Source organism: Pseudarthrobacter sp. NPDC055928, assembly GCF_042270935.1.
Classification (GTDB): Bacteria; Actinomycetota; Actinomycetes; order Actinomycetales; family Micrococcaceae; genus Arthrobacter.
Genome location: NZ_JBHJZH010000009.1, coordinates 130,316 through 154,798 on the forward strand (window position 1 = coordinate 130,316; position 24,483 = coordinate 154,798).

The 24,483-nt window shown below is 62.9% G+C and carries 23 protein-coding genes and 1 tRNA gene; 11 read left to right on the forward strand and 13 right to left on the reverse strand.

Annotated elements, in window-relative coordinates:
* Window positions 1–45 precede the first annotated feature (45 nt).
* Window positions 46–693 (forward strand): GNAT family N-acetyltransferase, encoded by a 648-nt coding sequence (locus ACFC25_RS12965; RefSeq protein WP_376045699.1) that lies wholly within the window; start codon window positions 46–48, stop codon window positions 691–693.
* A 112-nt stretch (window positions 694–805) separates the two neighbouring features.
* Here the strand turns inward: ACFC25_RS12965 and ACFC25_RS12970 are convergent, their stop codons facing one another.
* Window positions 806–2,236, reverse strand: coding sequence for a PhoH family protein (locus tag ACFC25_RS12970; protein ID WP_376045702.1), 1,431 nt, complete (start codon window positions 2,234–2,236; stop codon window positions 806–808).
* 248 nt (window positions 2,237–2,484) lie between these two features.
* On the reverse strand, window positions 2,485–3,246 hold the full coding sequence (locus ACFC25_RS12975; RefSeq protein WP_337346749.1) for an isoprenyl transferase: 762 nt from the start codon (window positions 3,244–3,246) through the stop codon (window positions 2,485–2,487).
* Between the two features lie 151 nt (window positions 3,247–3,397).
* Here ACFC25_RS12975 and ACFC25_RS12980 point away from each other — a divergent pair, with 151 nt between their 5' ends.
* A complete protein-coding gene (locus ACFC25_RS12980) occupies window positions 3,398–4,120 on the forward strand; it encodes a hemolysin III family protein (protein ID WP_376045705.1) in 723 nt (240 codons plus the stop codon).
* Window positions 4,121–4,129: 9 nt separating this feature from the next.
* Here the strand turns inward: ACFC25_RS12980 and ACFC25_RS12985 are convergent, their stop codons facing one another.
* Window positions 4,130–4,471, reverse strand: a complete 342-nt coding sequence (locus ACFC25_RS12985) for a hypothetical protein (RefSeq protein WP_376045708.1) — start codon at window positions 4,469–4,471, stop codon at window positions 4,130–4,132.
* Between the two features lie 102 nt (window positions 4,472–4,573).
* Complete coding sequence (gene mca / locus ACFC25_RS12990; RefSeq protein ID WP_376045711.1) at window positions 4,574–5,479, reverse strand: mycothiol conjugate amidase Mca; 906 nt, start codon at window positions 5,477–5,479, stop codon at window positions 4,574–4,576.
* 109 nt (window positions 5,480–5,588) lie between these two features.
* On the opposite strand from mca, the gene ACFC25_RS12995 reads away from it, so the two are divergent.
* Window positions 5,589–6,047 (forward strand): DUF4307 domain-containing protein, encoded by a 459-nt coding sequence (locus tag ACFC25_RS12995; RefSeq protein WP_337346642.1) that lies wholly within the window; start codon window positions 5,589–5,591, stop codon window positions 6,045–6,047.
* A gap of 153 nt (window positions 6,048–6,200) precedes the next feature.
* The gene (gene greA / locus ACFC25_RS13000) at window positions 6,201–6,695 is read left to right on the forward strand and encodes a transcription elongation factor GreA (RefSeq protein ID WP_337346643.1); all 495 of its coding nucleotides are present in this window, start codon (window positions 6,201–6,203) and stop codon (window positions 6,693–6,695) included.
* Between the two features lie 65 nt (window positions 6,696–6,760).
* Here greA and ACFC25_RS13005 read toward each other — a convergent pair whose 3' ends face one another.
* From ACFC25_RS13005 to ACFC25_RS13020, 4 genes are read right to left on the reverse strand one after another with little or no spacing between them, the layout of a single operon-like run.
* Window positions 6,761–7,366, reverse strand: coding sequence for a rhomboid family intramembrane serine protease (locus tag ACFC25_RS13005; RefSeq protein WP_376045714.1), 606 nt, complete (start codon window positions 7,364–7,366; stop codon window positions 6,761–6,763).
* A 6-nt stretch (window positions 7,367–7,372) separates the two neighbouring features.
* Window positions 7,373–8,611: a threonine ammonia-lyase gene (ilvA, locus tag ACFC25_RS13010; protein WP_337346645.1), complete on the reverse strand. Its 1,239-nt coding sequence runs from the start codon at window positions 8,609–8,611 to the stop codon at window positions 7,373–7,375.
* A gap of 3 nt (window positions 8,612–8,614) precedes the next feature.
* A complete protein-coding gene (locus ACFC25_RS13015) occupies window positions 8,615–9,979 on the reverse strand; it encodes an AI-2E family transporter (RefSeq protein WP_376045718.1) in 1,365 nt (454 codons plus the stop codon).
* A gap of 39 nt (window positions 9,980–10,018) precedes the next feature.
* Window positions 10,019–10,978, reverse strand: a complete 960-nt coding sequence (locus tag ACFC25_RS13020; RefSeq protein ID WP_337350052.1) for an aldose 1-epimerase family protein — start codon at window positions 10,976–10,978, stop codon at window positions 10,019–10,021.
* Window positions 10,979–11,115: 137 nt separating this feature from the next.
* Between ACFC25_RS13020 and ACFC25_RS13025 the strand changes: the two genes are divergently transcribed.
* Genes ACFC25_RS13025 through galK form a run of 3 tightly spaced genes read left to right on the forward strand, consistent with a single transcriptional unit; the run spans window position 11,116 to window position 14,356 of the window.
* Window positions 11,116–12,003 carry a DeoR/GlpR family DNA-binding transcription regulator gene (locus ACFC25_RS13025; RefSeq protein WP_376045721.1) on the forward strand — a complete coding sequence of 296 codons (888 nt, stop codon included), beginning with the start codon at window positions 11,116–11,118 and terminating at the stop codon, window positions 12,001–12,003.
* A complete protein-coding gene (gene galT / locus ACFC25_RS13030; protein ID WP_376045724.1) occupies window positions 12,000–13,172 on the forward strand; it encodes a galactose-1-phosphate uridylyltransferase in 1,173 nt (390 codons plus the stop codon). The genes ACFC25_RS13025 and galT overlap by 4 nt, the downstream gene beginning before the upstream one ends.
* Entirely contained in the window at window positions 13,169–14,356 is a 1,188-nt protein-coding gene (gene galK / locus ACFC25_RS13035) for a galactokinase (protein WP_376045727.1), read from the forward strand. The genes galT and galK overlap by 4 nt, the downstream gene beginning before the upstream one ends.
* 107 nt (window positions 14,357–14,463) lie before the next feature.
* On the opposite strand, the gene ACFC25_RS13040 is transcribed toward galK, so the two are convergent.
* Window positions 14,464–15,384, reverse strand: a complete 921-nt coding sequence (locus tag ACFC25_RS13040; RefSeq protein ID WP_337346651.1) for a Bax inhibitor-1/YccA family protein — start codon at window positions 15,382–15,384, stop codon at window positions 14,464–14,466.
* A 444-nt stretch (window positions 15,385–15,828) separates the two neighbouring features.
* Here ACFC25_RS13040 and ACFC25_RS13045 point away from each other — a divergent pair, with 444 nt between their 5' ends.
* Genes ACFC25_RS13045 through ACFC25_RS13060 form a run of 4 tightly spaced genes read left to right on the forward strand, consistent with a single transcriptional unit; the run spans window position 15,829 to window position 20,050 of the window.
* Window positions 15,829–17,169, forward strand: a complete 1,341-nt coding sequence (locus ACFC25_RS13045) for a branched-chain amino acid ABC transporter permease (protein WP_337346652.1) — start codon at window positions 15,829–15,831, stop codon at window positions 17,167–17,169.
* 9 nt (window positions 17,170–17,178) lie between these two features.
* The gene (locus ACFC25_RS13050; protein WP_337346653.1) at window positions 17,179–18,147 is read left to right on the forward strand and encodes a branched-chain amino acid ABC transporter permease; all 969 of its coding nucleotides are present in this window, start codon (window positions 17,179–17,181) and stop codon (window positions 18,145–18,147) included.
* 17 nt (window positions 18,148–18,164) lie between these two features.
* Entirely contained in the window at window positions 18,165–19,280 is a 1,116-nt protein-coding gene (locus ACFC25_RS13055) for an ABC transporter ATP-binding protein (protein ID WP_337350057.1), read from the forward strand.
* Window positions 19,277–20,050 (forward strand): ABC transporter ATP-binding protein, encoded by a 774-nt coding sequence (locus tag ACFC25_RS13060; RefSeq protein WP_337346655.1) that lies wholly within the window; start codon window positions 19,277–19,279, stop codon window positions 20,048–20,050. Before ACFC25_RS13055 ends, ACFC25_RS13060 begins: the two co-directional genes overlap by 4 nt.
* A 135-nt stretch (window positions 20,051–20,185) precedes the next feature.
* On the opposite strand, the gene ACFC25_RS13065 is transcribed toward ACFC25_RS13060, so the two are convergent.
* The 4 genes from ACFC25_RS13065 to ACFC25_RS13080 form a co-directional block, all read right to left on the reverse strand.
* Window positions 20,186–21,538, reverse strand: coding sequence for an ABC transporter substrate-binding protein (locus tag ACFC25_RS13065; protein WP_337346656.1), 1,353 nt, complete (start codon window positions 21,536–21,538; stop codon window positions 20,186–20,188).
* Between the two features lie 224 nt (window positions 21,539–21,762).
* Window positions 21,763–21,836: transfer RNA gene (locus ACFC25_RS13070), tRNA-Leu, on the reverse strand.
* A gap of 20 nt (window positions 21,837–21,856) precedes the next feature.
* The gene (locus tag ACFC25_RS13075) at window positions 21,857–22,801 is read right to left on the reverse strand and encodes an ACT domain-containing protein (RefSeq protein ID WP_337346657.1); all 945 of its coding nucleotides are present in this window, start codon (window positions 22,799–22,801) and stop codon (window positions 21,857–21,859) included.
* A 136-nt stretch (window positions 22,802–22,937) separates the two neighbouring features.
* Window positions 22,938–24,434, reverse strand: a complete 1,497-nt coding sequence (locus tag ACFC25_RS13080) for an FAD-dependent oxidoreductase (RefSeq protein WP_337346658.1) — start codon at window positions 24,432–24,434, stop codon at window positions 22,938–22,940.
* Window positions 24,435–24,483 lie beyond the last annotated feature (49 nt).

The following is a 24,483-nucleotide window of genomic DNA, read 5'->3' on the forward strand; positions in this document are numbered from 1 at the left end:
ACTGCTTGACACGCCCCACGGCGGGCCTTGGGCTAGGCTTCGCTGATGACCGCGCTTTCTTCCCTCTGGCCTCTTTTCGGCCTCACGCTGAGCACACCACGCCTGATGTTGCGTCCCATCACGGATGATGACATTCCAGCCGCGGTAGCGGCGGCCCGCAGCGGCGTGCACGAACCAGGCAGGAATCCGTTCAGCACCCCCTGGGCCGAGCTCCCTGCGGAGGAACTGGGGCCGAAAATGGCGCAGTTCTATTGGCGGTGCCGGAGCGAGGCCACTGTAGAGTCCTGGACCCTGCTCCTGGGCATTTGGCACGAAGGCGAGTTCATCGGATGCCAGGACATCGGCGCCAAGGACTTCGCCGCCCTCAAGACCGTCAGCACCGGCTCCTGGCTCAAGCAGTCCGTCCACGGGCGGGGGCTCGGCAAGGAGATGCGCGCCGCCGTCGCACTCTACGCCTTCGACTGGCTCAACGCCGAGGTGGCAGAGTCCGAGGCCGCAGCCTGGAACGCAGCCTCCCTGGGCGTGTCCCGCGCGCTCGGCTACGAACTCAACGGCGTCGCACGGATGTCCTGGGGCAGCAAAATGGAGGAAGTCCAAAAAGTCCGCCTCACCCCGGCGACCTTCAAGCGCCCCGATTGGACCCTGAAAGTAGAGGGCCACGAGCCCGCCGCAAAGTTCCTCGGCATCGGTTAGTGCCGGGCAGCGATGGGTCCCGGCGCAGACCATAACAAAATCACTCAAGGCTGACCGAAGAAGGGCCGTGGCCCGATGAACTGGACCACGGCCCCGCACTTACCGTAAGTGGCTAGATCTCTGCCCCTTCGAGCAGTTCTGTGACCAGGGCTGCGATCGGTGAGCGTTCGGAGCGGGTGAGCGTGATGTGGCCGAACAGTGGATGGCCTTTCAAGGTTTCGACGACGGCGGCGATGCCGTCGTGCCGGCCAACACGCAGGTTGTCGCGCTGGGCGATGTCGTGGGTGAGGACAATCTTGGAGTTCTGGCCGATGCGGCTCATCACTGTGAGGAGCACGTTCTTCTCCAGGGACTGGGCCTCGTCGACGATCACGAAGGCGTCATGCAGGGACCGACCGCGGATGTGGGTCAGGGGCATGACTTCCAGCATTCCCCGGTCCATGACCTCTTCCACGACTTCCTGGCTGACCAAAGCGCCCAAGGTGTCAAAGACGGCCTGCGCCCACGGGTTCATCTTTTCCGACTCGGAGCCGGGCAAGTAACCGAGCTCCTGCCCGCCCACCGCGTAGAGAGGCCGGAACACAATGACTTTCCGGTGCTCTCGTCGTTCCAGGACCGCTTCCAGGCCTGCGCACAGGGCCAGCGCCGACTTGCCGGTTCCGGCCCGCCCACCGATGGATACAATCCCGACGGCGGGATCCATCAGCATGTCGATGGCCAGCCGCTGCTCCGCCGAGCGTCCGTGGAGCCCGAAGACGTCGCGGTCCCCCTTGACGAGCCGAACCTGTTTGTCGGAGCCCACGCGGCCCAGGGCCGAGCCCCTGTTCGACAGAAGCACCAGGCCGGTGTTGACCGGCATTTCAGCGGCCGCGGGGATGAAGACGGGTTCGTGGCCATACAGGGTGGAGATTTCCTCTTCGCTGGCCTCCACCTCCGCGACGCCGGTCCAGCCCGAGTCTTTCACCAATTCGTTGCGGTACTCGTCTGCGGTCAGCCCCATGGCCGAGGCTTTGACGCGCATGGGAAGGTCCTTTGAGACCACCGTGACGTTCCGGCCTTCGTTGGCGAGGTTTTTGGCTACAGCCAGGATCCTGCTGTCGTTGTCACCACTGCGGAAGCCCATGGGAAGCACCTCAGCGGAAATGTGGTTCATTTCCACCATGAGCGTCCCGCCGTCGTCGCCTATCGGAATGGGCCGGCTGAGGCCCCCGTGTTTGACGCGGAGGTCGTCGAGCAGCCGTAGGGCTTTGCGGGCAAAGTATCCGAGTTCGGGATCGTGCCGCTTGGCCTCCAGCTCGCTGATGACCACGATCGGAACAATGACCTCGTGCTCAGCGAAACGCAGCAGTGCGCGGGGGTCAGAGAGCAGGACGGACGTGTCAATGACGAAGCTGCTGATGGTGGCATCCCTTCCGGAGACAGCAAAACCGGCCGCAGGCTTTTCGTCTGCTGCACCGGCTGTTGAGGTTGCTCGCGTGGCGCGAGAGGTAGCTTTCTGTCCCTGATCAAAAACGACCTCGGGCAGTTGTTCAGAAATAGCCACATCGACTCCAGCCCCGGGCGTGCCCGGAATTGTTATTGGTGAGGCGGCTCGGCCTGGAGGCCGGACTCGGCCTCCCATACAACCGGTGCGAAACATCGCTCCATGTACTGGCCTCCCCGATCAGCCGGCGGTTTTGCCTGCTGATGGTTACAACGTAAATCCATCGCCAGTAATTTCCGACTTCATCCGTCGGCGATTCCTGTTGCGGCCATGTGAATTCCGCGTGAACGACGCCCCTGCCGCAACGGTCAGGTGCCGAAGCGCCGCTGCCTGCCTGCGTAGTCGCGAAGTGCGCGGAGGAAGTCCACTTTTCGGAAGGCCGGCCATAGCGCTTCACAGAAATAGAACTCACTGTAGGCGCTCTGCCACATCAGGAACCCGGACAAACGCTGTTCCCCGGAGGTCCTGATCACGAGGTCGGGGTCGGGCTGGCCGCGGGTGTACAGAAAACGCGAAATGTCATCAACGCTCAGGCTGTCGGCCAGCTTCGAGATGTCCGCGCCGTTCGCAACTGCATCATGGAGCAACTCACGGACGGCATCCACGATCTCCCTGCGTCCGCCATAACCCACTGCCACGTTAACGTGGATCTTTTCACGCACGGGCGTCCGTGCTGTTAGTTTGTTTAGCCGTTCAGCGAGGTAATCAGGCAGCAGTTCCGGTGCGCCCATCGCATGGACCGAGATGTTCGCGTCCTCATCCAGGCGGTCCAGGGTGTTGGCGATAATCCCCATCAGCAGGTCCAGTTCTTCGCTGGACCGGCTCATATTGTCGGTGGAAAGCATGTAAAGGGTGACTACTTTGACACCGAGTTCCTGGCACCAGCCGAGGAACTCGTGAATCTTATCCGCTCCTGCCTGGTGGCCCTGGCTGGTGGGCGCATTGAACTGTTTCGCCCAACGCCGGTTGCCATCCACCATCACTCCGATATGCCTCGGGATACGGTCCCCGGCGAGGTCCCTAAGTAGCCTGCGCTCATAGAAGCCATAGAGGAACCCGGGCAATTCCACGCGGAGACTCACCTGACTTCCCTTGCTGTACGACGCCTTGCACCTCCTAGGCTACCGTCCGCAGGCGGGAGGATGGAGCCGGACTCCATGTAAACGGCATGCCAAATGTTACCGATGGGTAACTTACTGGAGCGTAGGTTATTCTGGAGCAATGAACAGCGAGACTTCAAACGGCCAGCCCGGCAAGGGGACGGAGGGAAATTCGGGTCCCGTCGATGATGCCGCCGTCCGGCTGGCGGAACTGCTCATGATCAAACCCAAGTGGCGCGGCTGGATCCACACCGTCACGGCGCCGCTGGCCCTCATTGCAGGGGTTGTACTTGTACTGCTCGCCCCTGCGGCGGACCTGAGAATCGCCTCCGCCATCTACGCGGCTACCGGAGTTCTGCTCTTCGGCATCAGCGCCGTCTACCACCGCGGCAACTGGTCTCCCGGAGTAAGGATTGTCCTGAAGCGGCTGGACCACACCAACATCATGCTGGTCATCGCGGGCAGCTACACGCCGCTGGCATGGTCCCTCCTGGAACGCCCGAAGGCCGTGCTGCTGCTTTGGGTCATCTGGACCGGGGCCATCCTGGGTGTACTTTTCCGGCTGCTATGGACGCATGCCCCGCGCTGGTTATACGTGCCGATCTACATCGCCCTGGGCTGCGGTGCGCTGTTCTACCTGCCCGAGTTCTTCGCCGCCAGTGTCCCGGCCGCCGTCCTGATCTGCGTCGGCGGCATCCTGTACATTACCGGTGCCGTCTTCTACGCGCTCAAGAAGCCCAACTTCAGCTATGAGCACTTCGGCTTCCACGAACTGTTCCACGCCCTCACCGTGCTGGCCTTTGCCGCCCACTTTGCGGCGATCGCTATCGCCGTCCTCGGCTGACGGCCCGCCCTAATCCCGAGGCTGGGAACGGTCGGGAGCGGCGCCCGTCCCGCTTTCGTCACCTTCGGCATCATAGTCCGGCGTACCCGTACCGTCATGGGCATCGGCAGCGTCGACGTCCGCTGCTGCTGCTGCCGCCATGCGCTCCTCCTCCACCTGCGCCCGGTAGCGGACCCGGCGGATACGGCGCACCATATCCACGATGAGCAAGGTGGTTGCCAGCACAAAGAAGGCAGTCATGATGAAGCCCCACAGGCCCGGGGTGATTTGGTCCTCCGACACGCCCTCACGCAAAGAAGGTGTGGGCAGCGGGGACGGTGTGGTGGCCAGGGCCAGGAGCAAGTGGTGCACGGTATAAACCTTCTATGGAAACTGACAGGCGTCCGGCCGTGGACTGAGGATCCAGCCACGGCGGGGCGCTCTTCTACGCGGCATAGAAATTGCCTGCTGCCTCTATCTTAGCCCCGCGAAAAGATCCCTCTCCGGCAGCTTCGCGGGGATCCGGGACTGGATCAGCGAGTAGTCTTCCCACGGCCAGGCGCGTCGCTGCATCTCAGGGGCGACGGCGAAGAAGAAGCCCAGCGGGTCCACCTGCGTCCTGTGGGCCCGGAGGGCATCGTCGCGGGCTTCGAAGTAGTCACCGCAGTCAATCTGCGTGGTGGTGGGATGTCCTGCAGGCGGTGGAGTGTGGCCTTCTGCGTCCGTTTCCAGCCAGGCGGCGAGCCGTTCGGCATAGGGAGACTGCAGGCCAGCTTCCTCCAAGGCAAAATGCAACGCCCGGAACCGCTCAGGGCTGAACGCCCGGTCGTAGTAAAGCTTGCTGGGCACCCAAGCCTCGCCGGTGTCCGGGTAGCGGTCAGGATCACCGGCAGCTTCGAAGGCTTCCACAGCCACCTTGTGCGCCATGATGTGGTCCGGGTGGGGATAACCGCCGTTTTCGTCGTAGCTGATGATTACCTGGGGCTTGAATTCCCGGACCAGCCGCACCAGTGGCGCAGCAGCGCGCTCCAACGGTTGCGTGGCAAACGAGCCAGGCGGGAGGGGCGGAAGCGGATCACCCTCGGGGAGGCCGGAGTCCACGAAACCCAGCCAACGTTGACGGATGCCCAGTACCTTGGCCGCGCGCTCCATCTCAAGGCGCCGCGCCCCCGCCATGTCCCTTTTCGGGTGGGGTTCGCCTTCCACTGCCGGGTTCTGGATATCTCCCCTGGACCCGTCCGTGCACGTGGCCACCATGACGTCCACGCCTGAGGCCGCGTACATGGCCATGGTTGCAGCGCCCTTGCTGGACTCGTCATCCGGGTGGGCATGGACGGCGAGCAGGCGGAGCGTGGCCGGGGTGGAGCTGGACGCTGTCATGGGTGGACGGCTCCTTCATCTTCTGTAGCCGTTGTGCTGGCCGCTTGAACTGGGGTGAGGCTGGCTGGTTCCGGAAATCCGGGGCCCGGATCCGCACTAAACTGGACTGGTGACTTCCCAGGATCAGCCCGCCGTTTCCGCGCCAGCAGACACTAGCCTAGCCAATCGTTATGGCCGTCAAAAGCGCGGGCTCTCCCCCATGGCGAAGCGAATCATCGGCGCGGGGGCGCTGGCGGGCGGAATCGGCTTCATGGCCTGGGTTTCCACGTCCTCAGCCGTCTCCAGCGTGACGTTCAAGGACATCGGTTACAGCACCACCGACGCCACCCAGGCAGAAGTGGATTTCCAGGTCACCCGGGAGCCTGGGACAGCCGTGAAATGTGCCGTCAAAGCATTGGATTCAAAGTTTGCCGTGGTGGGTTGGAAAGTGGTGGACATCCCGCCCGGTGAGGCTGACCAGACAGCCGACGGCGGGCGGACCATTTCCCAGCGCATCGTGGTGAAGACCGAGTCACTGTCCGTGTCCGGAGTAGTGGACAGCTGCTGGATTCCGGACGGCGGCAATTAGCAGAATGTGATCTACGCCGCTTGCTTATTGGGTTATGTCCAGAGGATTGACTACAATGGAGCAATACCTTTACCCCGCTGAGCTGGTTACTGAGTTCCACAAGTGGCCACCGTGGCGGGGTCTTTTGCATGTATGACCGAAGAGGAGAAGTCCGTGTCGACCACCAACAGCGCGCCTGCAGCCTGGCTCACACAGGAAGCTTATGACCGCCTGAAGGCAGAGCTGGACCACCTTTCCGGCGCTGGCCGGGCAGAAATTGTCCAGAAGATTGAAGCTGCCCGCCAGGAGGGTGACCTGAAGGAAAACGGCGGCTACCATGCAGCCAAGGAAGAACAGGGCAAGATCGAAGCCCGCATCCGCCAGCTCACGGCGCTGCTGCGTGATGCCCATGTGGGGGAAGCTCCCGCCGACGACGGAATCGTCGAACCCGGCATGATCGTTGTTGCCAAGATCGCCGGTGACGAAGAGACCTTCCTGCTCGGCTCCCGCGAAATCGCCGGCGACTCCGATATTGATGTCTTCAGCGAAAAGTCACCGCTGGGTGCAGCAATTGTTGGCCACAAAGAGGGCGACACCCTGAGCTACACGGCGCCTAACGGCAAGGACATCACGGTGGAGATCCTCTCTGCCAAGCCTTACGCCGCGTAATAGTTTTTGAAGGAAAGAGCCGGCCACCCGCAGGTGGCCGGCTCTTTTGTGCCTGTGACCGGTGCCTAGGTCCCTTGCCGGGGCCGCATCAGCAGGGCAGCGGCGACTCCACCCACCGCACCGCCCAGGTGCGCCTGCCAGGAAATGTATCCCGCCACAAAGGGCAGCACGCCGAGCAGGAGGCTGCCGTAGGCCATGAACAGTACGACGGCCAGCAGGATTTGGCGCCAACTGTGATTGACGAAGCCCCGCACCAGCAGGAACGCGAAGAGTCCAAAGACCAGTCCGGACGCGCCCACGGTCACGCCGCCGTTACCGATGAGCCACACTGTCAGCCCGGAACCCAGCCAACTGAACGCCAGCGCCGTCAGGAACACCCGGAGCCCGGACAGGAACACCAGAAATCCGAAAATGATCAGAGGCAGGGCGTTCGAGAGCAGGTGGTTCAGGCTCGCATGGAGCAGTGGGAAAGTGAAGATGTCCAGGACCCCGTCCAAGCTCCGTGGCCGCAGGCCAAAGGTCCTGTTCAATGAATGGAGGGTGAGCATGTTGACGATCTCGATAACAAAGAGGACGACGGCGAACCCGCCCACCACCAGCAACCCGCCTTTAGCGCGGGAGGCGGTTGTTTCCCGGCTCCGCGGCTGCCCGTCCCCCAGCGCATCCAGCATGGCTGCCTAGTGCACCACTATGGGCTGGAAGCCCTCAGCACGGAGGGCCCCAAGCACTTGCTCGCAGTGCTCATGTCCCTTGGTTTCAAGATTCACGGTGATGGACACGTCTCCCATGCTAATGGAACCGCCCACCCTTGTGTGGTCCAGCCCAGTCACGTTGGCATCGTTCTCGGCAATGATCCGGGCAATAGTGGCAAGGGAGCCCGGCCGGTCATCCAGCATCATGCGCACGGTCATGTAGCGCCCGGCGGCGGACAGGCCACGCTGGATGACTTTGAGCATCAGCATGGGATCGATGTTGCCGCCGGACAGGATCACCGCTGTGGTGCCGGGATTCTCAATCTTTCCGTCCATGAGTGCGGCAACGCCCACGGCACCGGCAGGCTCCACTACCAGCTTGGCCCGTTCCAGCAGGAAGATCAGCGCACGGGCCAAGGAATCCTCGCTGACGGTAACAACATCGTCCACGAGCTCACGGATGATGCTGAATGGCAGCTGGCCAGGGCGGCCCACGGCGATGCCGTCGGCCATGGTGGATACCTTCTTCAAGGGAACCAGTGCATCTGCGGCGAGTGAAGGCGGGTAGGCGGCCGCGTTCTCCGCCTGGACGCCGATGATGCGGATTTCCCGTCCCAACTCCCGTGCACGGGCCTTGACGGCCACCGCAACCCCTGCCAGGAGGCCGCCGCCGCCAACACCCATCAGGATGGTGTCGACATTGGGGATCTGCTCGAGTATCTCGAGGCCGATGGTGCCTTGGCCGGCCACCACGTCCACGTTGTCAAAGGGGTGGACAAAAACGGTCCCGGACTCGTTGGCGTAGCGCTGCGCTTCAGCCAGCGCCTCGTCAACGTTGTGGCCGTGGAGGACCACCTCCGCACCATGGCTGCGGGTGGCTGCCAGTTTGGGAAGGGCCACGCCCAGGGGCATGTAGATGCGTGCCTTGATGCCGAGGCTCTTCGCGGCAACAGCCACACCCTGCGCGTGGTTTCCGGCGGACGCGGCAACAACGCCGCGCTTCTTTTCCTCTGGCGACAGCCGGGCCATCCGGACATAGGCGCCCCGGACCTTGAATGATCCTGCCCGCTGCAGGTTCTCGCACTTGAAGAAGACGTCCCCGCCCACCATGCTGCCGAGGGCCCGCGACGACTCCACTGGTGTCCGGGCAATAATCCCCTCAAGCAGCTTCTGCGCCTCCAGGACATCGTCCAGCGACACGGGAAGGGTTTCGAGGATGTTCACGGACTATTCTCCTTTGGCAGATTCTGCTCCGGTGCCCTGGCCTGCGGTGCCGGCCTGGGTTTCCGGATTGTGTGCGTTTGTGCTGGTCACAGCTTCTTTGCTGTCCCTGGGTTTCCAGCCGGGCAGTCTGACGTCCTTAATCGTGTCATCCTGGCCTGAGCCAACCATCACCGGCCCTCCGGGGGTAGCCAGCACCTGTTCATGTTCCCATGTTCTGCCGGCGATGTAGCGAATCGCCGAGTTTGCTACAGCGAGGATGGGAACAGAAAACAGCGCGCCGGGAATTCCGGCAAGGTATGAACCGGCCGCCACAGCCAGGATCACCGCCACCGGGTGCAGCGCGACTGCCTTTCCCATCACGAGTGGCTGCAGGATGTGGCTTTCCAGCTGCTGGACCAGCAGCACGATCCCCAACATGATGAGCGCGTTGACCCAACCATTTGCCACGAGCGCCAGCAGCACAGCCACAGCCCCGGTGACGAGTGCGCCGACGATGGGGATGAAGGAACCCATGAAGACCAGCACGCCCAGCGGAAGCGCAAGTGGGACACCGATAATGGCGGCACCCACGCCGATTCCCACGGCGTCCACAAAAGCCACGAACATTTGGATGCGGGCGTAGCTGACCATGGATGCCCAGCCCTTGCGGCCTGCCCCGAACGTGGCGGCGCGGGCCTTTTTTGGCAGCAGCCGGACCAGGAACGCCCAGATGCGGTCACCTTCCAGGAGGAAGAAAATCAGGACAAACAGCGCGAGGACAAGTCCTGCGGCAAAATGGCCTGCCGTACTTCCAAAAGAAAGGGCTCCGCTCAGGATGCTGCTGCTGTTGTTCTGCAGCGCGGCTGTTGCCTCCTGCAGGTACTGGTCGATCTGGGCCGCCGACAAGTGAAGCGGCCCTTCCGCCAGCCAGCCCTGGATTTGCTGTATCCCGGCCAGTGCCTCGCTCCACAGCTCGCTGAAACCAGCAACAAGCTGCCGTCCCACGAGCGCCAGGGAACCGCCAATCAGACCGAGGAACCCCAGCACGGTGACCGCCACGGCGGCGCCGTTGGGCAGCCGATGATTCCTGAGCCAGCCCACGATGGGGCTGAGCAGGCCAGCCAGCAGCGCTGCCACCATGACGGGAATGATAAGGAAGCTAATCCGGCTGAGGAGCCAGATCAGGGCGCCTCCCACCAACAGGATGAGTCCCAGACGCCAAGCCCATGACGCCGCTATGCGGACACCGTAGGGGATGTCGCGGTCCAGTTCACGGTCCGCCAGGACCCGCAGTGGCGGGGCAGCACGGCCTGCAGTGTCGTCCGCACGCCCGCTTGGTTGCGGGAGGGTGGAAGGGTCGGTCGGTTTGGCGTCCTCAGCTGGCGTCATAGCCTAATACTTCCCCAGCTGCGGGCTTATGGGAAACCGCTACCCGGCTTCGTTGAGGGTGGCGTCGATCCCCCAGGTCATGGTGAAGCTGTCCCCCGGCGAAAGCCAGCGGAGCCCGTCCCCGGAGTTGAAGGCATTGGCTGGTCCCGTCATTGGCTCGATGGCCACCGCCCGCGCTCTGCCGGGAAATTCGGTGGTGACGAACACATGGACGTAGGCGCATGCCTCGTCCTGCCACAGGCTGACGCTGCGGCCGTCCGGAGCGGACAGAGTGTGGCGGGCCGTGCCGCCGTCGAACGTTATGTCCGTCAGTGCGACGTCGATGTCCAGGCTTCCCACACGCCGGCCCGAGCGGAGGTCCGTATCGCCACCAACCGGTTCAGAGCTGCGCGGAATCAGCCGCTTGTCGGCAACGAGCCGGGTGTCGGCGGAGACGGTCAGTAGCAGGTCGTCGAGCTCCGTATCGCCGAGCCGCAGGTACGGGTGGGCGCCCAGGACAAACGGTGCCGGCGCCTTGGAGTCGTTGACCAGGGTCTGCCGGACCTCAAGGCCCAGGTCCTCCGCCAGCAGATACTGCACCCGGTGGCGCAGCAGGAACGGGTATCCATGCTGGGGGAAAACGGTCGCTTCGAGGGTGACGGAGAACTGCGACTCGTCCACCAAGCTGTAGGAGGCGTTCCGCAGCAGTCCGTGGCTGGCGTTGTTCCGGGACACTTCGGTGATGTCCAGTTGCTGCTTCTTGCCATCGAGGTACCAGACGCCGTCCTCCACCCTGTTCGCCCAAGGCGCCAGGGTGATACCTGCCGCACCGGGAGAAATTTCAGCATCGCCGTAAGTCTCGGTGAGTTGCACGCCGCCCCGGCTGTAGAGGCGAAGGCCTGCGGCCAGCTCTGTAACAACTGCGAGCGCATCCCCCCGCCGGAGTTCGTACTGCCGCCCGCTGGCGTAGGACCGGAAGCCGGAAGGGACGCTGGTTTCCGGCAGAGAAGGTGAAGTCATGGGCACCACCGTACATTGCATGGCGCCAGCCGTCCCAACAGCGCCCCATGTTATATTTTGTTTGAAACTATTCTTTTTTGAGCTAAATATGCGACAATGATGATGACATTGAGCGGGCCATCTTGGAAGGGGATGTGATGCTTGCAGCACAACGGCAGCATCTGATCCTCCAAGAGGTTCACAACGAGGGAACCGTGCGGGTGGCCACCCTCGCCGCACGTTTCGACGTTTCGGAAATGACCATCCGCCGCGACATCGACGCCCTCGATGCCGGCGGCCTGGTCCTGCGGGTCCACGGAGGAGCCGCTCGAACGGACAGCTTCAGCGCGCTCGAACCCGGGTTCGCCAACAAGTCCGCCTTCGCCCAGCCTGCTAAGGCAGCCATCGCGGCCGAGGCACTCAAGTTGGTCCGGCCCGGCATGACGCTGCTCATTTCGGGCGGAACCACAACGTTTGAGCTGGCAAGGATGCTGCCCCGGAACTTCGATCTCACCGTTGCCACCAACTCGGTTATGGTGGCCAGTTCGCTTGCTGCCCGGGAAGGAACGGGAGAGGACAGCGGCATCCGGACCCTCGTGCTGGGCGGAGAGCGGACACCGTCAGAGGCCCTCGTTGGTCCGCTGACCGTTCAGGCCGTCAGCACCATTGCCGCCGATCTCTGTTTTATGGGCGCGCACGGACTGGATCTCCAGGCGGGGATCACCTCGCCCAACATTCTCGAAGCCGAGGTCAATGCCGCCATGGTCAGGGCGTCCTCGCGCCTGGTGGTCCTCGCAGACTCAAGCAAGTACGGCGTCGTCGGCCTGGCTGGCATCTGCCCCTTGTCCGCGGTGCACATCCTGGTCACCGACAGCGGAATCCGCGCCGCATCCACCGGAGCCCTTGCCGCCCTCCGAAAAGCCGTTTCCGAGGTTCGGACAGTACGGCTTCCGAACAGCCGTAACGGCCATGCGGAACCGGCCAGCGTTATCAGCCCTAATCCCCGGCAGTACCAGCCACCAGTACCCAAAGGAAAAGCCCCATGACAGGTATCACCAGTACGAAGCTCGCCGACGGCCGGGAGCTGATCTATTTCGACGACGCCGCAACACCGAAGCCGCGCACGGCGGAAACCACCACGGACCACCGGCCGCTGCCGGAGCGGGGCGAGCCAGGCGAAGTACGGTTCGATGCCCTCACGGACGAGTGGGTCGCCGTTGCGGCCCACCGGCAGTCGCGTACGCACCTGCCCCCGGCAGATCAGTGCCCCATCTGCCCCACCACACCGAATAACCCCTCCGAGATCCCCGCGCCGGACTACGACGTGGTGGTGTTTGAAAACCGCTTCCCTTCACTGGGCCCGGACCTGGGTCCCATACCGGCCGCCCCGGAATGGGGAACCACCGGCCCGGCGTATGGACGCTGTGAGGTGGTGTCCTTTACCCCTGAGCACACGGGGTCGTTCAGCGGGTTGGGCGAGGAGCGGGCCCGCACAGTCGTGGAGGCCTGGGCGCACCGAACTGAGGCGCTCAGCAAGATGGCGGGAATCAAACAGGTTTTCCCGTTCGAGAACCGGGGGGCCGACATCGGCGTCACCCTCCACCATCCGCACGGACAGATATATGCCTACCCGTACATCACTCCGAGGGCCGGGGTCCTGGGCGCGGCGGCACGCAAGTTCTACGATGGGTCCGACGGCCGGCAGACCCTCACCGGGTCGCTGCTTCGGGCTGAACGGGAGGACGGAAGCAGGATGGTGATGGAGGGCGAGAACTTCAGCGCCTACGTGCCTTTCGCTGCCCGCTGGCCGTTGGAGATCCATCTGGTACCGCACCGGCAGGTACCCGACCTGGCAGCTTTGAGCGGCGAGGAAAAGGATGAGCTGGCGCATGTTTACCTGGACCTGCTCAAACGGCTCGACGCCCTCTACCCCACGCCCACCCCGTACATTTCCGCCTGGCACCAAGCCCCCTTGGACGACCTTTTGCGGCCGGCCAGCTACCTGCACCTGCAGTTGACGTCACCGCGCAGGGCAGCCGACAAACTCAAGTACTTGGCAGGCTCCGAAGCCGCGATGGGCGCGTTCATCAACGACACCTCGCCCGAAAGCGTGGCGGAGCGGCTCCGCGCCGTTACCGTCCCGGCGTCCACCCCCTCGCCCGCAGCCACTACCGCCGTCCCTCTGGGGGCCCTACCTGAAGGAGCACATGCGTGAGCGCCGCCCCTGACCCGCTGACCACCCAGGCACCGCCCACTGCCGCGGACCTTGCCGCCCGCTTTGAGCGGGAGTTCGGCAGGCTTCCCGACGGCGTCTGGCAGGCGCCGGGCCGCGTCAACCTGATCGGCGAGCACACCGACTACAACGAGGGCTTCGTGCTTCCTTTCGCCATCGACAAGACTGCCAGGGTGGCCGTGGCAGTCCGGCCGGACAGCGCCATCCGGCTCCTGTCCACGTACGGTGACCAGGGCGTAGTCAATGCCGATCTTGGCACCATCGCAGCCGCCTCGGCCAAGGGCTGGACGAAGTATCCCCTCGGTGTCATCTGGGCCCTTCAGCAGCGCGGCATCGCGGTCCCGGGACTGGACCTGCTCCTCGATTCCAACGTTCCGCTCGGCGCAGGCCTGTCCTCGTCGCACGCGATCGAGTGCGCAGTCATCTCAGCGCTCAACGACATCACGGGAGCCGGACTGGAACCGGAGGAGATGGTCCTCGCCACCCAGCGCGCAGAGAACGACTTTGTGGGCGCCCCCACGGGCATCATGGACCAGTCTGCGTCCCTGCGCGGATCCAAGGGCCACGCCGTCTTTCTGGACTGCCGCGACCAGAGCGTCCAGCTGGTTCCTTTTGAAGCCGAGCAATCCGGGCTGGTGATGCTGGTGATCGACACCAAAGTTTCCCACTCCCACGCCGACGGCGGTTACGCCTCACGCCGGGCCTCCTGCGAATTGGGTGCTCAGGTCTTGGGCGTCAAAGCGCTCCGGGACGTCCACGTGGCGGACCTTGAGGAAGCAGCCGGGCTTCTGGACGAGGTCACCTACCGGCGCGTGCGCCACGTGGTCACCGAGAACGACCGTGTGCTGCAGACCGTCGAGCTGCTGGCCAGCGAGGGCCCGGGTTCCATCGGCGCCCTGCTGGACGCCAGCCACGCCTCCATGCGGGACGATTTCGAGATCTCTTGCCCGGAACTGGATCTGGCCGTGGACATCTCCCGCGCCAACGGGGCTATCGGAGCCCGGATGACCGGGGGCGGTTTCGGCGGGGCCGCCATTGCCCTCACCCCGGCAGAGGTGGAGCAGCAGGTGCGCGCCGCCGTCGAACGCGCCTTTTCCGAGGCCGGGCACAAGGCTCCCGACATCTTTACCGTCACCCCGGCCGCCGGAGCGATGCGCCTTTCGTAAGGCGCTCAGAGACACAACAGGAGAGGGTCCCCGCCAGTGCTATATGCACCAGGCGGGGACCCTCTCCTTTTAGGTTTAACGTACGACGGCGGCTGCCGGCTTGGGTGCTAGTCGTCGCCCCGGAGGATAGCGAGCAAGCGGATGATTTCCACGTAAAGCCAGACCAGCGTGACCGTGAGGCCGAACGCTGCCGTCCAGGAGAAGCGCTGCGGAGCGCCGCTCTGGACCCCTGCCTCGATGCTGGTGAAGTCCATAACCAGGGAGAACGCAGCCAGGCCGATGGCCAGGATGCCGATGACGACACCAATGATGCCGCTGCGCAGACCGAAGGGCTCAGTCGTCAGACCGGTCATCATCATGACGAGGTTGACCACCGAGAACAGTGCGTAGCCAACCAGGGCGATCATGAAGAACTTCATGGCCTTGGGTGTGGCCCGTACCTTGCCGCTCTTGAACAGGAGCAGCGTCACGGTGAAGACGGACAAGGTGCCGATGACAGCCTGGAGGCCAACGCCCGGGTACATGGTGTCCAGTACGCGGGTGAGACCGCCGAGGAAGAGACCCTCAAGGCCGGCATACGCGAGAATCAGCGCAGGTGACGGCTGCTTCTTGAAGGTGTTGACGAGTGCCAGCACGAAGCCGCCGAGGGCACCCACGATCATCAGCATGCTCGCGAGGCCCATGCTGACGAACATTGTCACCGCTGCGCCGACGAGAAGCACTCCAAGGCAGGCGGCCGTCTTGACGATGACGTCGTCGTAGGTCATCCGGCCAGTGTCCGCGGGACCCGCGGCCGGCTGGTTGTACATCTGCTGCAGCTGCTCGTTGGTCATGTTTTGAGCAGCGTAGCCGCCCTGACCGTCCATGACCTGGCCGGGGGCGCGGCCGTACGCCTGCTGTCCATAAGGCTGGCCGTAGGGCTGCTGGCCGTAAGGTGCCTGCCCGTAAGGCGCCTGCGGGACAGGCGGCGCCTGCGTCGCTTCACGGAAATTCTTTCCGTTGAAGATCGGGTTTCCGCCAAGTGCCATTGCTGGTGTCCTCCAAGTAAGGGGTGGGTGCTGAACCTTATGATTCACGTTACCAATTTCCACGCCTCACCGCCGCCGAAAGTTCCCGGCCCTTGAGGGAAGCAACCTAACTGTGACATGGGACGTGGTCCGAAGCCGGTGACGACAATCCCGGCACGGCAGACCGAATGTTAAGAAATACCGGGGATCAACAAAAGTTTCTTTAGTCAGCCTAACGATAGAGACAGGTCCTGCTACACAGTTGTTATCTGATCGCTACCCGAAGGCCGCTTCGGGCGGCATTTTTCGTCCCTGCAGCGCTGTAACATAAGGCCAAGCCGGGTGACGAAAATCACAGATTTGCAGCGATTGCTGATATCAGCACCGCATCATCGTCTGCCCGGCTTCGTTCGCAGCGGTTGCAAAGGCGCAGCCGAGACCACCCCCAAGCGGAGGTTTTCTATTTTGAAAAGCACACCGAGAGGCCTGTTGCACCAGCGGCGGGGCAGATTGCTCAAGGCTGTGGGCGCGATCTTCGCGGCCATTGTCACAATCCTGCTCGTCGTCGCGCCCGCGTCGCAAGCCACTACACCGTCACCGACACCATCCCCGTCACCGACGGTATTCCAGAACAGCATCAGCGGATTCCTTCGGGATGACGAACGTGCACCCATCGCAGATGTCACCATCACTGCCAAAAGCGGAGATTTCACCGGAACCACAAAATCCGGCGCCAATGGCGCGTGGACTATCGGAGTGCCCGTCCAAGGCACCTATGAAATAGAGCTGGATGAGTCCACGCTTCCCGAGGGAATCAAGCTGGCCGAGGGCCAGGAGAACCCCCGCAACGTCTCGTTCAGCCAGACTTCCAATCTCTCGGTGATCTTCACTTTTGGCGAGGGAATTGTGGTCCAGGAGCAGAACTTCGCCCAGAACCTGCTCAACCGCCTGGTGGCTGGCCTGAGCTTCGGCCTCCTGCTGGCGTTGGCGTCCGTGGGACTATCACTAATTTTCGGTACTACAGGCCTGACGAACTTTGCCCACGGTGAAATGGTCACGCTGGGCGCCGTAGCTATGTTTGGCCTCAGCGCGATGAACTTGCCCTTCTGGCTCGCCGGAATCCTGGCGCTCTTGATCGGTGGCCTGTCCGGCTTTATCCAGGACGCAGGCCTGTGGAAGCCACTGCGCGCCCGCGGGACGGGCCTTGTCCCCATGATGATCGTCAGCATCGGCCTTGCGTTGGCCGCCCGCTATGTCATCCAGTTCTACTTCGGTGGTGCCACCCAGCAACTGCCATTTGCCCAGTCGAGCGAGATCCAGCTTGGGCCTGTGTCCATCTCGCCCAATAACCTGTGGTCCCTCGTCATTAGCGCCATTGTCATAGGTCTGATCGGCGTCATCCTGCTCAAAACCCGCTTGGGAAAGGCCACGCGCGCGGTGGCAGATAACCCGGCGTTGGCGGCCGCATCGGGCATCGACGTCGACTCCGTGATCCGCATCGTCTGGGTAGCAGGCGGAATGCTGGCGTCGCTTGGCGGCATCCTGTGGGCGTACTACCGGCCCGGCGTGACGTTCGACATGGGCTCGCAAATCCTGCTGTTGATCTTCGCCGGCGTCACCCTGGGTGGCCTCGGGACTGTATTCGGGGCCCTGATCGGGTCACTCATCGTCGGTATTTTCGTGGAACTGACCACCGTCTTCGGCCTCGCCGCCGATCTGAAATTCGTGGGAGCACTGTTCATCATGATTGTTGTCCTCTTGTTTCGTCCCCAGGGCATCCTGGGCCGTCGTGAGCGTGTGGGTTAGGAGGCCGCCATGGACTACGGATTCGTTTTCTCCAGCGCTGCCAGCGAAATATTCAGCCCGACAACGGCTGCCTATGCCCTTGCAGCCCTCGGACTGGCCGTTCACTTCGGCTACTCCGGCCTGCTGAACTTTGGGCAGGCCGGCTTCATGGCAGTGGGCGCCTATGGCTTTGCCATCTCGACGTTGTCTTTCGGGGTGCCATTCTTTGTTGGTCTGCTCATCGCGGTCGTCAGTTCCTGTCTGTTTGCCCTGCTGCTGGGGATCCCCACCCTGCGGCTAAGGGCTGACTACTTGGCCATCGTTACTATCGCCGCAGCCGAAATTGTCCGCTACGTCGTAACCACCAACCAGATGGATGCAGTGACAGGTTCGGCAGACGGCCTGGGTGCCTTTGAGGGTGGGTTCTATTCCATGAACCCTTTCCCCGAAGGGTCCTACCTGGGCATGAATAACCGCGACTTCTTCATCCGGGTCGTGGCCTGGACCTTGGTGGTCGTATGCTGCCTTGTCATCTGGCTGTTGATGCGCAGCCCCTGGGGGCGTGTGCTCAAGGGCATCCGGGAAGACGAGAACGCTGTCCGTTCCCTTGGCAAGAACGTCTATGCCTACAAGATGCAGGCGCTGATCATCGGCGGTGTCCTCGGCGCCCTCGCCGGCATGGTGTTCACACTTCCGCGCGGCGCAGTCCAGCCCGCGAACTATGGCACCGAGCTGACGTTTTTCCTCTGGACATGCCTCCTGCTGGGCGGCATGGCCACCGTCCTGGGGCCTGTTATCGGCGCCATGATCTTCTGGGTGGTCTTGTCCCTGACACAGGGCATCCTGTCCGGCCTTATTGAATCCGGCGCGGTGACCTGGCTGACCACAGTCCAGGCGGGCCAGCTGCGCTTTATCCTTGTTGGCATCGCCCTGATGCTGTTGATGATCTTCAGGCCGCAGGGCGTCTTTGGCAATAAGAAGGAGCTGGCATTCGCATGAGTCACGGTGCACATTCAATGAATGAAAATGTACACAGCACAGCACACAACGACGCAGCCATCGACTATATGACTGACACCAGTCCGATTGCCGCCGGGGACATAGCCCCGGGCTGCAAGAAGAGGGACCCCATCGTGGTGGCCGAGAACGTCACCCGAACCTTCGGCGGCATCAACGCCGTCGACGTCCAGTACCTGGAGATCCCACGGCACAAAATCACCGCGCTGATCGGCCCCAACGGGGCAGGCAAAACGACCCTCTTTAACCTCCTTACCGGCTTCGATACGCCCAACTCCGGCAAATGGCAGTTTGAAGGAAAGAACATCGAGGGTGTCTCCTCGTACAAGCTGGCCCGCATGGGCATGGTGCGCACTTTCCAGCTCACCAAAGTCATGGGCAAGCTCACCGTTATGGAAAACATGCGCCTTGGCGGCTCCAGCCAGCCCGGCGAACGGCTGTCGAAGGCACTGTTCAAGGGGATTTGGGGCGGCCGGGAGAAGGAAATTACGGCCCAGGCGGACGTCCTGCTGGAGAAGTTCAAGCTCGACGTCAAGAAAGATGACTACGCGGCTTCACTGTCAGGCGGCCAGCGCAAGCTGCTCGAAATGGCGCGTGCCCTGATGGTCCGGCCCAAGCTGGTGATGCTGGACGAACCGATGGCCGGCGTCAACCCGGCTTTGACGCAGTCGCTGCTGGACCACATCAAGAACCTCAAGGCTGAAGGTATGACCGTGTTGTTCGTGGAACACGATATGAACATGGTCAGGCACATTGCCGACTGGGTTGTTGTCATGGCCGAGGGGAAGATTGTGGCGGAGGGTCCCCCTGCCGATGTTATGAAGAACCCTGCTGTTATTGACGCTTACCTGGGAGCCCACCACGACGTCGATCTTGGTGACACTGAAGGCATCAGGGAACTCGAAGCAGTACTTGAAGCCGACGAGGAATCGATTGTGGGTACGGAAAACGCTGGCATCATCGCTGTTGATGCAGTGACCACCGAGGCCAAAGACGCAGACCTTAAGCAACCCGACCTCAGCCCGGAAGCCCACCAGGCTCCGGCCGCCGATGAACCCCTTTCGCCCGAGTCCGGCCTGAGAGAAGCTGGCACCACAGACAAGGACAAAGAATGAGTGCCACCAGCGCTGCCCCTTCCACCACGACAGCGCCGGCGGATGACGTCGTCGTCAGGGTAACCGACCTTGTGGCCGGTTACCTTCCGGGTGTGAACATCCTCAATGGTTGCAGCATCGAAGCCCGGAAGGGCGAACTGATCGGCATCATCGGACCCAACGGGGCAGGCAAGTCGACGCTGCTCAAGGCCATGTTCGGCTTGGTGAAAGTCCATTCCGGCAACGTAGTTGTCCGCGGGAAGGACATCACAGGGCTAAAAGCCAACAAGCTGGTCACCCAGGGCGTGGGCTTCGTGCCGCAGAACAACAACGTCTTTGCCACCCTCACCATCGAGGAAAACATGCAGATGGGGATGTTCCAGCGGCCCAAGGACTTCTCCAAACGGTTTGAGTTCGTCGTCAGCCTGTTTCCGGAGCTTGGCAAGCGGCGGGCCCAGCGTGCAGGGTCCCTCTCCGGTGGTGAACGCCAAATGGTGGCCATGGGACGGGCACTGATGATGGAACCGGCCGTCCTGCTGCTCGACGAGCCATCCGCCGGCCTCTCCCCCGTCAAGCAGGATGAGACGTTCCTGCGGGTCCATGAGATCAACAGGGCAGGCGTCTCCGTCATTATGGTGGAACAGAACGCCCGGCGATGCCTTCAGATCTGCGACCGGGGCTACGTCCTGGACCAGGGCAGGGATGCCTACACGGGCACTGGACGGGAGCTCATGAAGGATCCCAAGGTCATCCAACTCTACCTGGGCACCCTCGCCGACACGGTGGAGTAAAGCGCACAGCGGAGGGCCCTCGTTCAGAGCTTTCTGAACGAGGGCCCTCCTCTTTGTGACCGACTCAGCCCGGCTACAACGAAGGCCCCCGTCCGTGGACGGGGGCCTTCGTTGTAGCGTCAGTTAAGGCTCGGCTTACAGCTTGCCGAATTCTTCCTTGACTGGCTGCGGCTTGTTCGTGTCATCGTACTGGTAGATACCGATGTAGGCTTCGGTCGGATCACCGGCATCGGAGAAGGTTACCGGACCCGACTGGCCGTCGTAGTCAATATCCTTGCCGTTGCGGAGCAACGTGACGCACGAAGCGAAGGTGTTGCACTTCTCACCGACCTCGGAGACACCCTTCAGTTGCTTGGCAATGTCGGCACCCTTGGTGCTCTTAGCCGCTTCCGAGGCCAGGGCAATCAGGTTGACGGCGTCGTAGGACTCGCCGGCGTAGTTGTAGTCCTTCAGCGCCGGATCGATGGCCTGAAGTGACTTCTTGAAGTCCGCCTTGGCGAACGTTCCGGGCTGGGTGCCCTGCGCGCCCTTCAAGGTGCCGGGCTGGAAGTCCTTGCTGTAGTCGGATGTGTTGCCGTCCACCAGGAACAGCTGCGTTGGCTTGATCCCCTTGCCCGTCAGCAATGGAATGATGCTCTTGGCCTCGTCAAAGGTGATCAGGGCGATAGCGTCCGGCTTGGCAGCAATGACTTTGTCCACCTGGGCGCTGAACTGGGAGTCGCCGGTGTTATACAGCTGCTCTTCAACGACCTTGCCGCCAGCACCTTCGAAGGCCTCCTTGACGTTCTTCTGGAGACCTGTTCCATAGGCGTCGTTCAGGACGATCATTCCGACTGTCTGTGCTCCACAGGCAGCGATGTAGTTGCCCAGGACCTTGCCCTGCACCACGTCTGAGGGTGCGGTGCGCCAGTACAGGCCCTTGTCATCCCAGGTGGTGAAGTCCGGCGAGGTGTTTGCCGGAGAGAAGTGAAGCACGCCGGCCCCGGTGATCTGGCCGATCACGGTCTTGGATACAGAAGAGGAAGCTGCGCCAATAACCGCGCTGACTCCCTGACCAAGCAGCGCCGTAGTGGACTGCGTGGCGATGTCGGTTTTGGTGTCGCCGGAGTCGCGATGGATAACTTCCACTGGCTTACCCAGAACACCGCCTGCTGCGTTGACCTCCTGAACGCCGAGGTTAACACCAGCGATTTCGGGGGGGCCAAGGTATGCCAGGTTGCCGGTCGTGGGCAGGAGCGAGCCGAGCTTCAACGGCGCGTCCGTGGTGGTTGTGGAAGGCGGAACAGCGCCCGTGGGAGCTGCCGCGGCTGAGGTGCTGGCGCCAGCACCGGAACCCGCCGGGCAAGAGATTGCGCCCTGAGGTGCGGTGGTGGTTTCCGTCGAGCTCGGCGTGGAGGTACCACCACAAGCTGTAGCCAGAAAGGCGACGCCGACGCTAAGCGCTGTGAGCTTTGCGATACGGGGTGCCGCCGGGGAAAGTGAAATCATTGACAATCTCCTGGATCGAAAGGTGCGAACGGCCTTTGATGCGGATGATCAGGTGTTCCTGATTTAACTTTCAAGCTAGTGCATATCCAAGGCGGATATAAGTGACTGAGGTCACATCCTTATAACAGTCGTTGCATATGCGAAATCTCCGGACCGGGCAGTCCGCAGAGGTCAAGGAAGACACGCTACGCAGCGCAGAATGACGGCGATATTGGGAGAAGTTGTGCCCCAGGCGAGACTCGAACTCGCAACACGCGGATTTTAAGTCCGCTGCCTCTGCCAATTGGGCTACTGGGGCGCCCGGTCAATGGTATCTCGTCACATCCGGTCGAAGGGCGCGGCATACCGGAACGTGCCATGAACTCCCCCCGGCCACACCGCCAGCGGCAGGAGCTGGAAGTTGTCCGCCCAAGCCTCTTCGGGAGGCAGGACACCGAGGGAAGTAGCCGGCACAAAGCCGAAGCGTGGGTAGTAGTCGGTGCTGCCAAGCAGCGCGATGCCGCTCTCCCCCGCAGCGTTGGCCCGCGCGATGGTCTCATTCATCAGTGCGCTCCCAATGCCGTGCCGCTGAAGCCTGGGCGTCACCCCAATCGGCCCGAGCCCCAGCAGCTCATGCCCGGCCACCCATCCACGCGTACTGATAACGTGGCCAACAACCTCGCCGTCCAGGACGCCCACAATGCTGAATTCCGGCAGGTACTCCTCGCATTTGAACAACTGGCGGAGCAGTTCCACTTCAACAGGTTCTCCCTCCGCAGGCAGGCCGGTGGCCGGCGAGACGGCGAAGGCCTCTGCCGTCAATGCCAGGATCGCGGCCCGGTCAGCCTCCGTTTCGTTGCGCAGCACAAGCTCCGGTCTGGGCTGGTGGCGGCTCTCTGCAGACAGCTCGGCCACGACTTCGAGAGCACGGGCCGCGTCGGCGACCGGTACCAGCAGGTGGTCATGATGGAACCCGGCGAGCACGTTGCAGCTGATCCGCGCCTCGGTCAGTGCCTTTCCGACGGCGGCAGTCAGGCCCACTGCCTCAAGCTCTGAATGCACCTCCAGGGTGATCCACGCCGCCACGAAGTCATAGGCCAGGCCCAGGCGGTCCGCCTCTTCCCGGGGAAGGACCACTGTGAGTCCTTCAGCCTCACGCACCGCGGCTTCGATTCCGGCGGCGAGTGGCCTGCCGTGGGGCCACAGGACGTAGACATACTCCCCCTGGCGTACCACCGGGTGAAGGGAGGCCAGCAGGGTCTGGAGGTTCATTTCACCAGTCATGGTGCCCAGTCTATGAGGACGGACCGTCCGGACGGCCAGGGCACTCCGGGAGTGCCCACCAACGCAAACGGCGGCCATCCCCTCGCTGGGGACAGCCGCCGTCGGGCGTTGGACCGTGTGGCCCGGGACGCGCGAGCTACTTGGCGTCAGCAGTGACTGGTTTCTGGGGGTCGACCTTGGTCTTCTCCGCGGATCCTGGGGCACCGGGCAGCGGCGCGTCAGCCGGCGAACCAGCAGGCGCAGCAGGGGCTGCGGCTGGCTTGGGGGCCGGTGTGGCCGCTGCGACGAAGGCGCCACGGGGGTTGTCGAGGTCGATCAGCTGCGTGGTGTCGCGGCCCGCGAAGAAGCTGATGATCCAGTTGAAGATCACCCGGAACTTGCGCTCGAACGTGGGCATTGCCATGCCGTGGTATCCACGGTGGGCGAGCCAGGCCAGACCGCCCTTGAGGCCGATGCTGCCGACGAGGTTGATGTTCGCAACACCCTTCCATTCGCCGAAGCCGGCCACGGCACCGAGGTTCTTGTGCTTGTAGTCCTTCAGCGGCTTGTCCCAGCGGGAAGCCCACAGGTTCTTCGCGAGTCGCTTGGCCTGGCGAAGGGCGTGCTGGGCGTTCGGAACGCACGTACCGTCCGGCAGGCCACTGCCCGTGAGGTCCGGTACGGCTGCGATGTCGCCGGCGGCCCAGGCGTTCTCGACGATTCCCTCGTCCCCACCGATGCGCAGGTCAGGAAGGGTGCGGACGCGGCCGCGCGGCTCGAGCGGGAAGTCGGTGGAGCGGACCATCGGGTTGGCCTGCACGCCGGCAGTCCAGACCAGGGTGTCTGCTTCGAAGTCCTGCGCCGGCGTCTTGTCCGGGAGGTTGATGAGCTTGATGGAGCCCTCGGCATTGTCCAGGGAGGTGTTCAGCAGGACCTCGATGCCGCGGCTGCGGAGGTGCTCCACAACCCATTCGGCCTGCTTGGCCGTTACCTCGGGCATGATGCGTCCCATGGCCTCGACCAGGACGAAGCGGATTTCCTCCTGCTTGATGCGGGGGTTGTTCCTGACCGCCGCGCGGGCGAGGTCTTCCATCTCGGTGATGCACTCGATACCGGCAAAGCCGCCGCCCACCACCACGAAGGTCAGTGCCTTGGCGCGTGCTGCGGGATCGGTGATGGTGGATGCTGCTTCAATGCGCTCCAGCACCTTGTTGCGAAGGGCCACAGCCTCTTCGATGGTCTTCAGGCCGATGCCCTTGTCCGCGAGGCCCTTGATGGGGAAGGTGCGGGTGATGGCGCCTGCGGCCATGACGACGTCGAAGTAGGGAACCTCGAAGTTCTCGCCGCCGTCCGTGGGAGCCACAACGGCGGTGCGGTTGGCGTGGTCGATCGAGGTGACGCGGCCCTGAATCAGTTCAGTCTGCTTGAGGTGCTGGCGGTGGGAGACCACGGCGTGGCGGGCTTCGATGTTGCCGCCTGCTACCTCGGGGAGGAACGGCTGGTAGGTCATGTAGGGCAGTGGATCAACGAGGGTGACGATGCCACCGGCATTCGCGATCTTCTTCTGCAGTTTGAGTGCTACGTACAGGCCGACGTACCCGCCGCCGACGACGAGTACCCTGGGACGGTCCTGGAGCTCTGGGGTGGTTGCCATGGTTTAAGAATACAGTACTTTGTGAAAATCTTCACTAACTACCGCCCGG

Excerpts from the sequence above, each read along its gene's own strand:
- ACFC25_RS13005 (WP_376045714.1), bottom strand. The coding sequence starts at position 7,366 with ATGCTGGATGCGCTGGGGGACGGGCAGCCGCGGAGCCGGGAAACAACC.
- ACFC25_RS13065 (WP_337346656.1), bottom strand. The coding sequence starts at position 21,538 with ATGATTTCACTTTCCCCGGCGGCACCCCGTATCGCAAAGCTCACAGCG.
- galT (WP_376045724.1), top strand. The coding sequence starts at position 12,000 with ATGACAGGTATCACCAGTACGAAGCTCGCCGACGGCCGGGAGCTGATC.
- ACFC25_RS13075 (WP_337346657.1), bottom strand. The coding sequence starts at position 22,801 with ATGACTGGTGAAATGAACCTCCAGACCCTGCTGGCCTCCCTTCACCCG.
- ACFC25_RS13060 (WP_337346655.1), top strand. The coding sequence starts at position 19,277 with ATGAGTGCCACCAGCGCTGCCCCTTCCACCACGACAGCGCCGGCGGAT.
- ACFC25_RS13015 (WP_376045718.1), bottom strand. The coding sequence starts at position 9,979 with ATGACGCCAGCTGAGGACGCCAAACCGACCGACCCTTCCACCCTCCCG.
- ACFC25_RS13040 (WP_337346651.1), bottom strand. The coding sequence starts at position 15,384 with ATGGCACTTGGCGGAAACCCGATCTTCAACGGAAAGAATTTCCGTGAA.
- ACFC25_RS13050 (WP_337346653.1), top strand. The coding sequence starts at position 17,179 with ATGGACTACGGATTCGTTTTCTCCAGCGCTGCCAGCGAAATATTCAGC.
- mca (WP_376045711.1), bottom strand. The coding sequence starts at position 5,479 with ATGACAGCGTCCAGCTCCACCCCGGCCACGCTCCGCCTGCTCGCCGTC.
- ACFC25_RS12980 (WP_376045705.1), top strand. The coding sequence starts at position 3,398 with ATGAACAGCGAGACTTCAAACGGCCAGCCCGGCAAGGGGACGGAGGGA.
- ACFC25_RS12965 (WP_376045699.1), top strand. The coding sequence starts at position 46 with ATGACCGCGCTTTCTTCCCTCTGGCCTCTTTTCGGCCTCACGCTGAGC.
- ACFC25_RS13055 (WP_337350057.1), top strand. The coding sequence starts at position 18,165 with ATGAATGAAAATGTACACAGCACAGCACACAACGACGCAGCCATCGAC.
- ACFC25_RS13080 (WP_337346658.1), bottom strand. The coding sequence starts at position 24,434 with ATGGCAACCACCCCAGAGCTCCAGGACCGTCCCAGGGTACTCGTCGTC.
- ACFC25_RS13025 (WP_376045721.1), top strand. The coding sequence starts at position 11,116 with ATGCTTGCAGCACAACGGCAGCATCTGATCCTCCAAGAGGTTCACAAC.
- ACFC25_RS13020 (WP_337350052.1), bottom strand. The coding sequence starts at position 10,978 with ATGACTTCACCTTCTCTGCCGGAAACCAGCGTCCCTTCCGGCTTCCGG.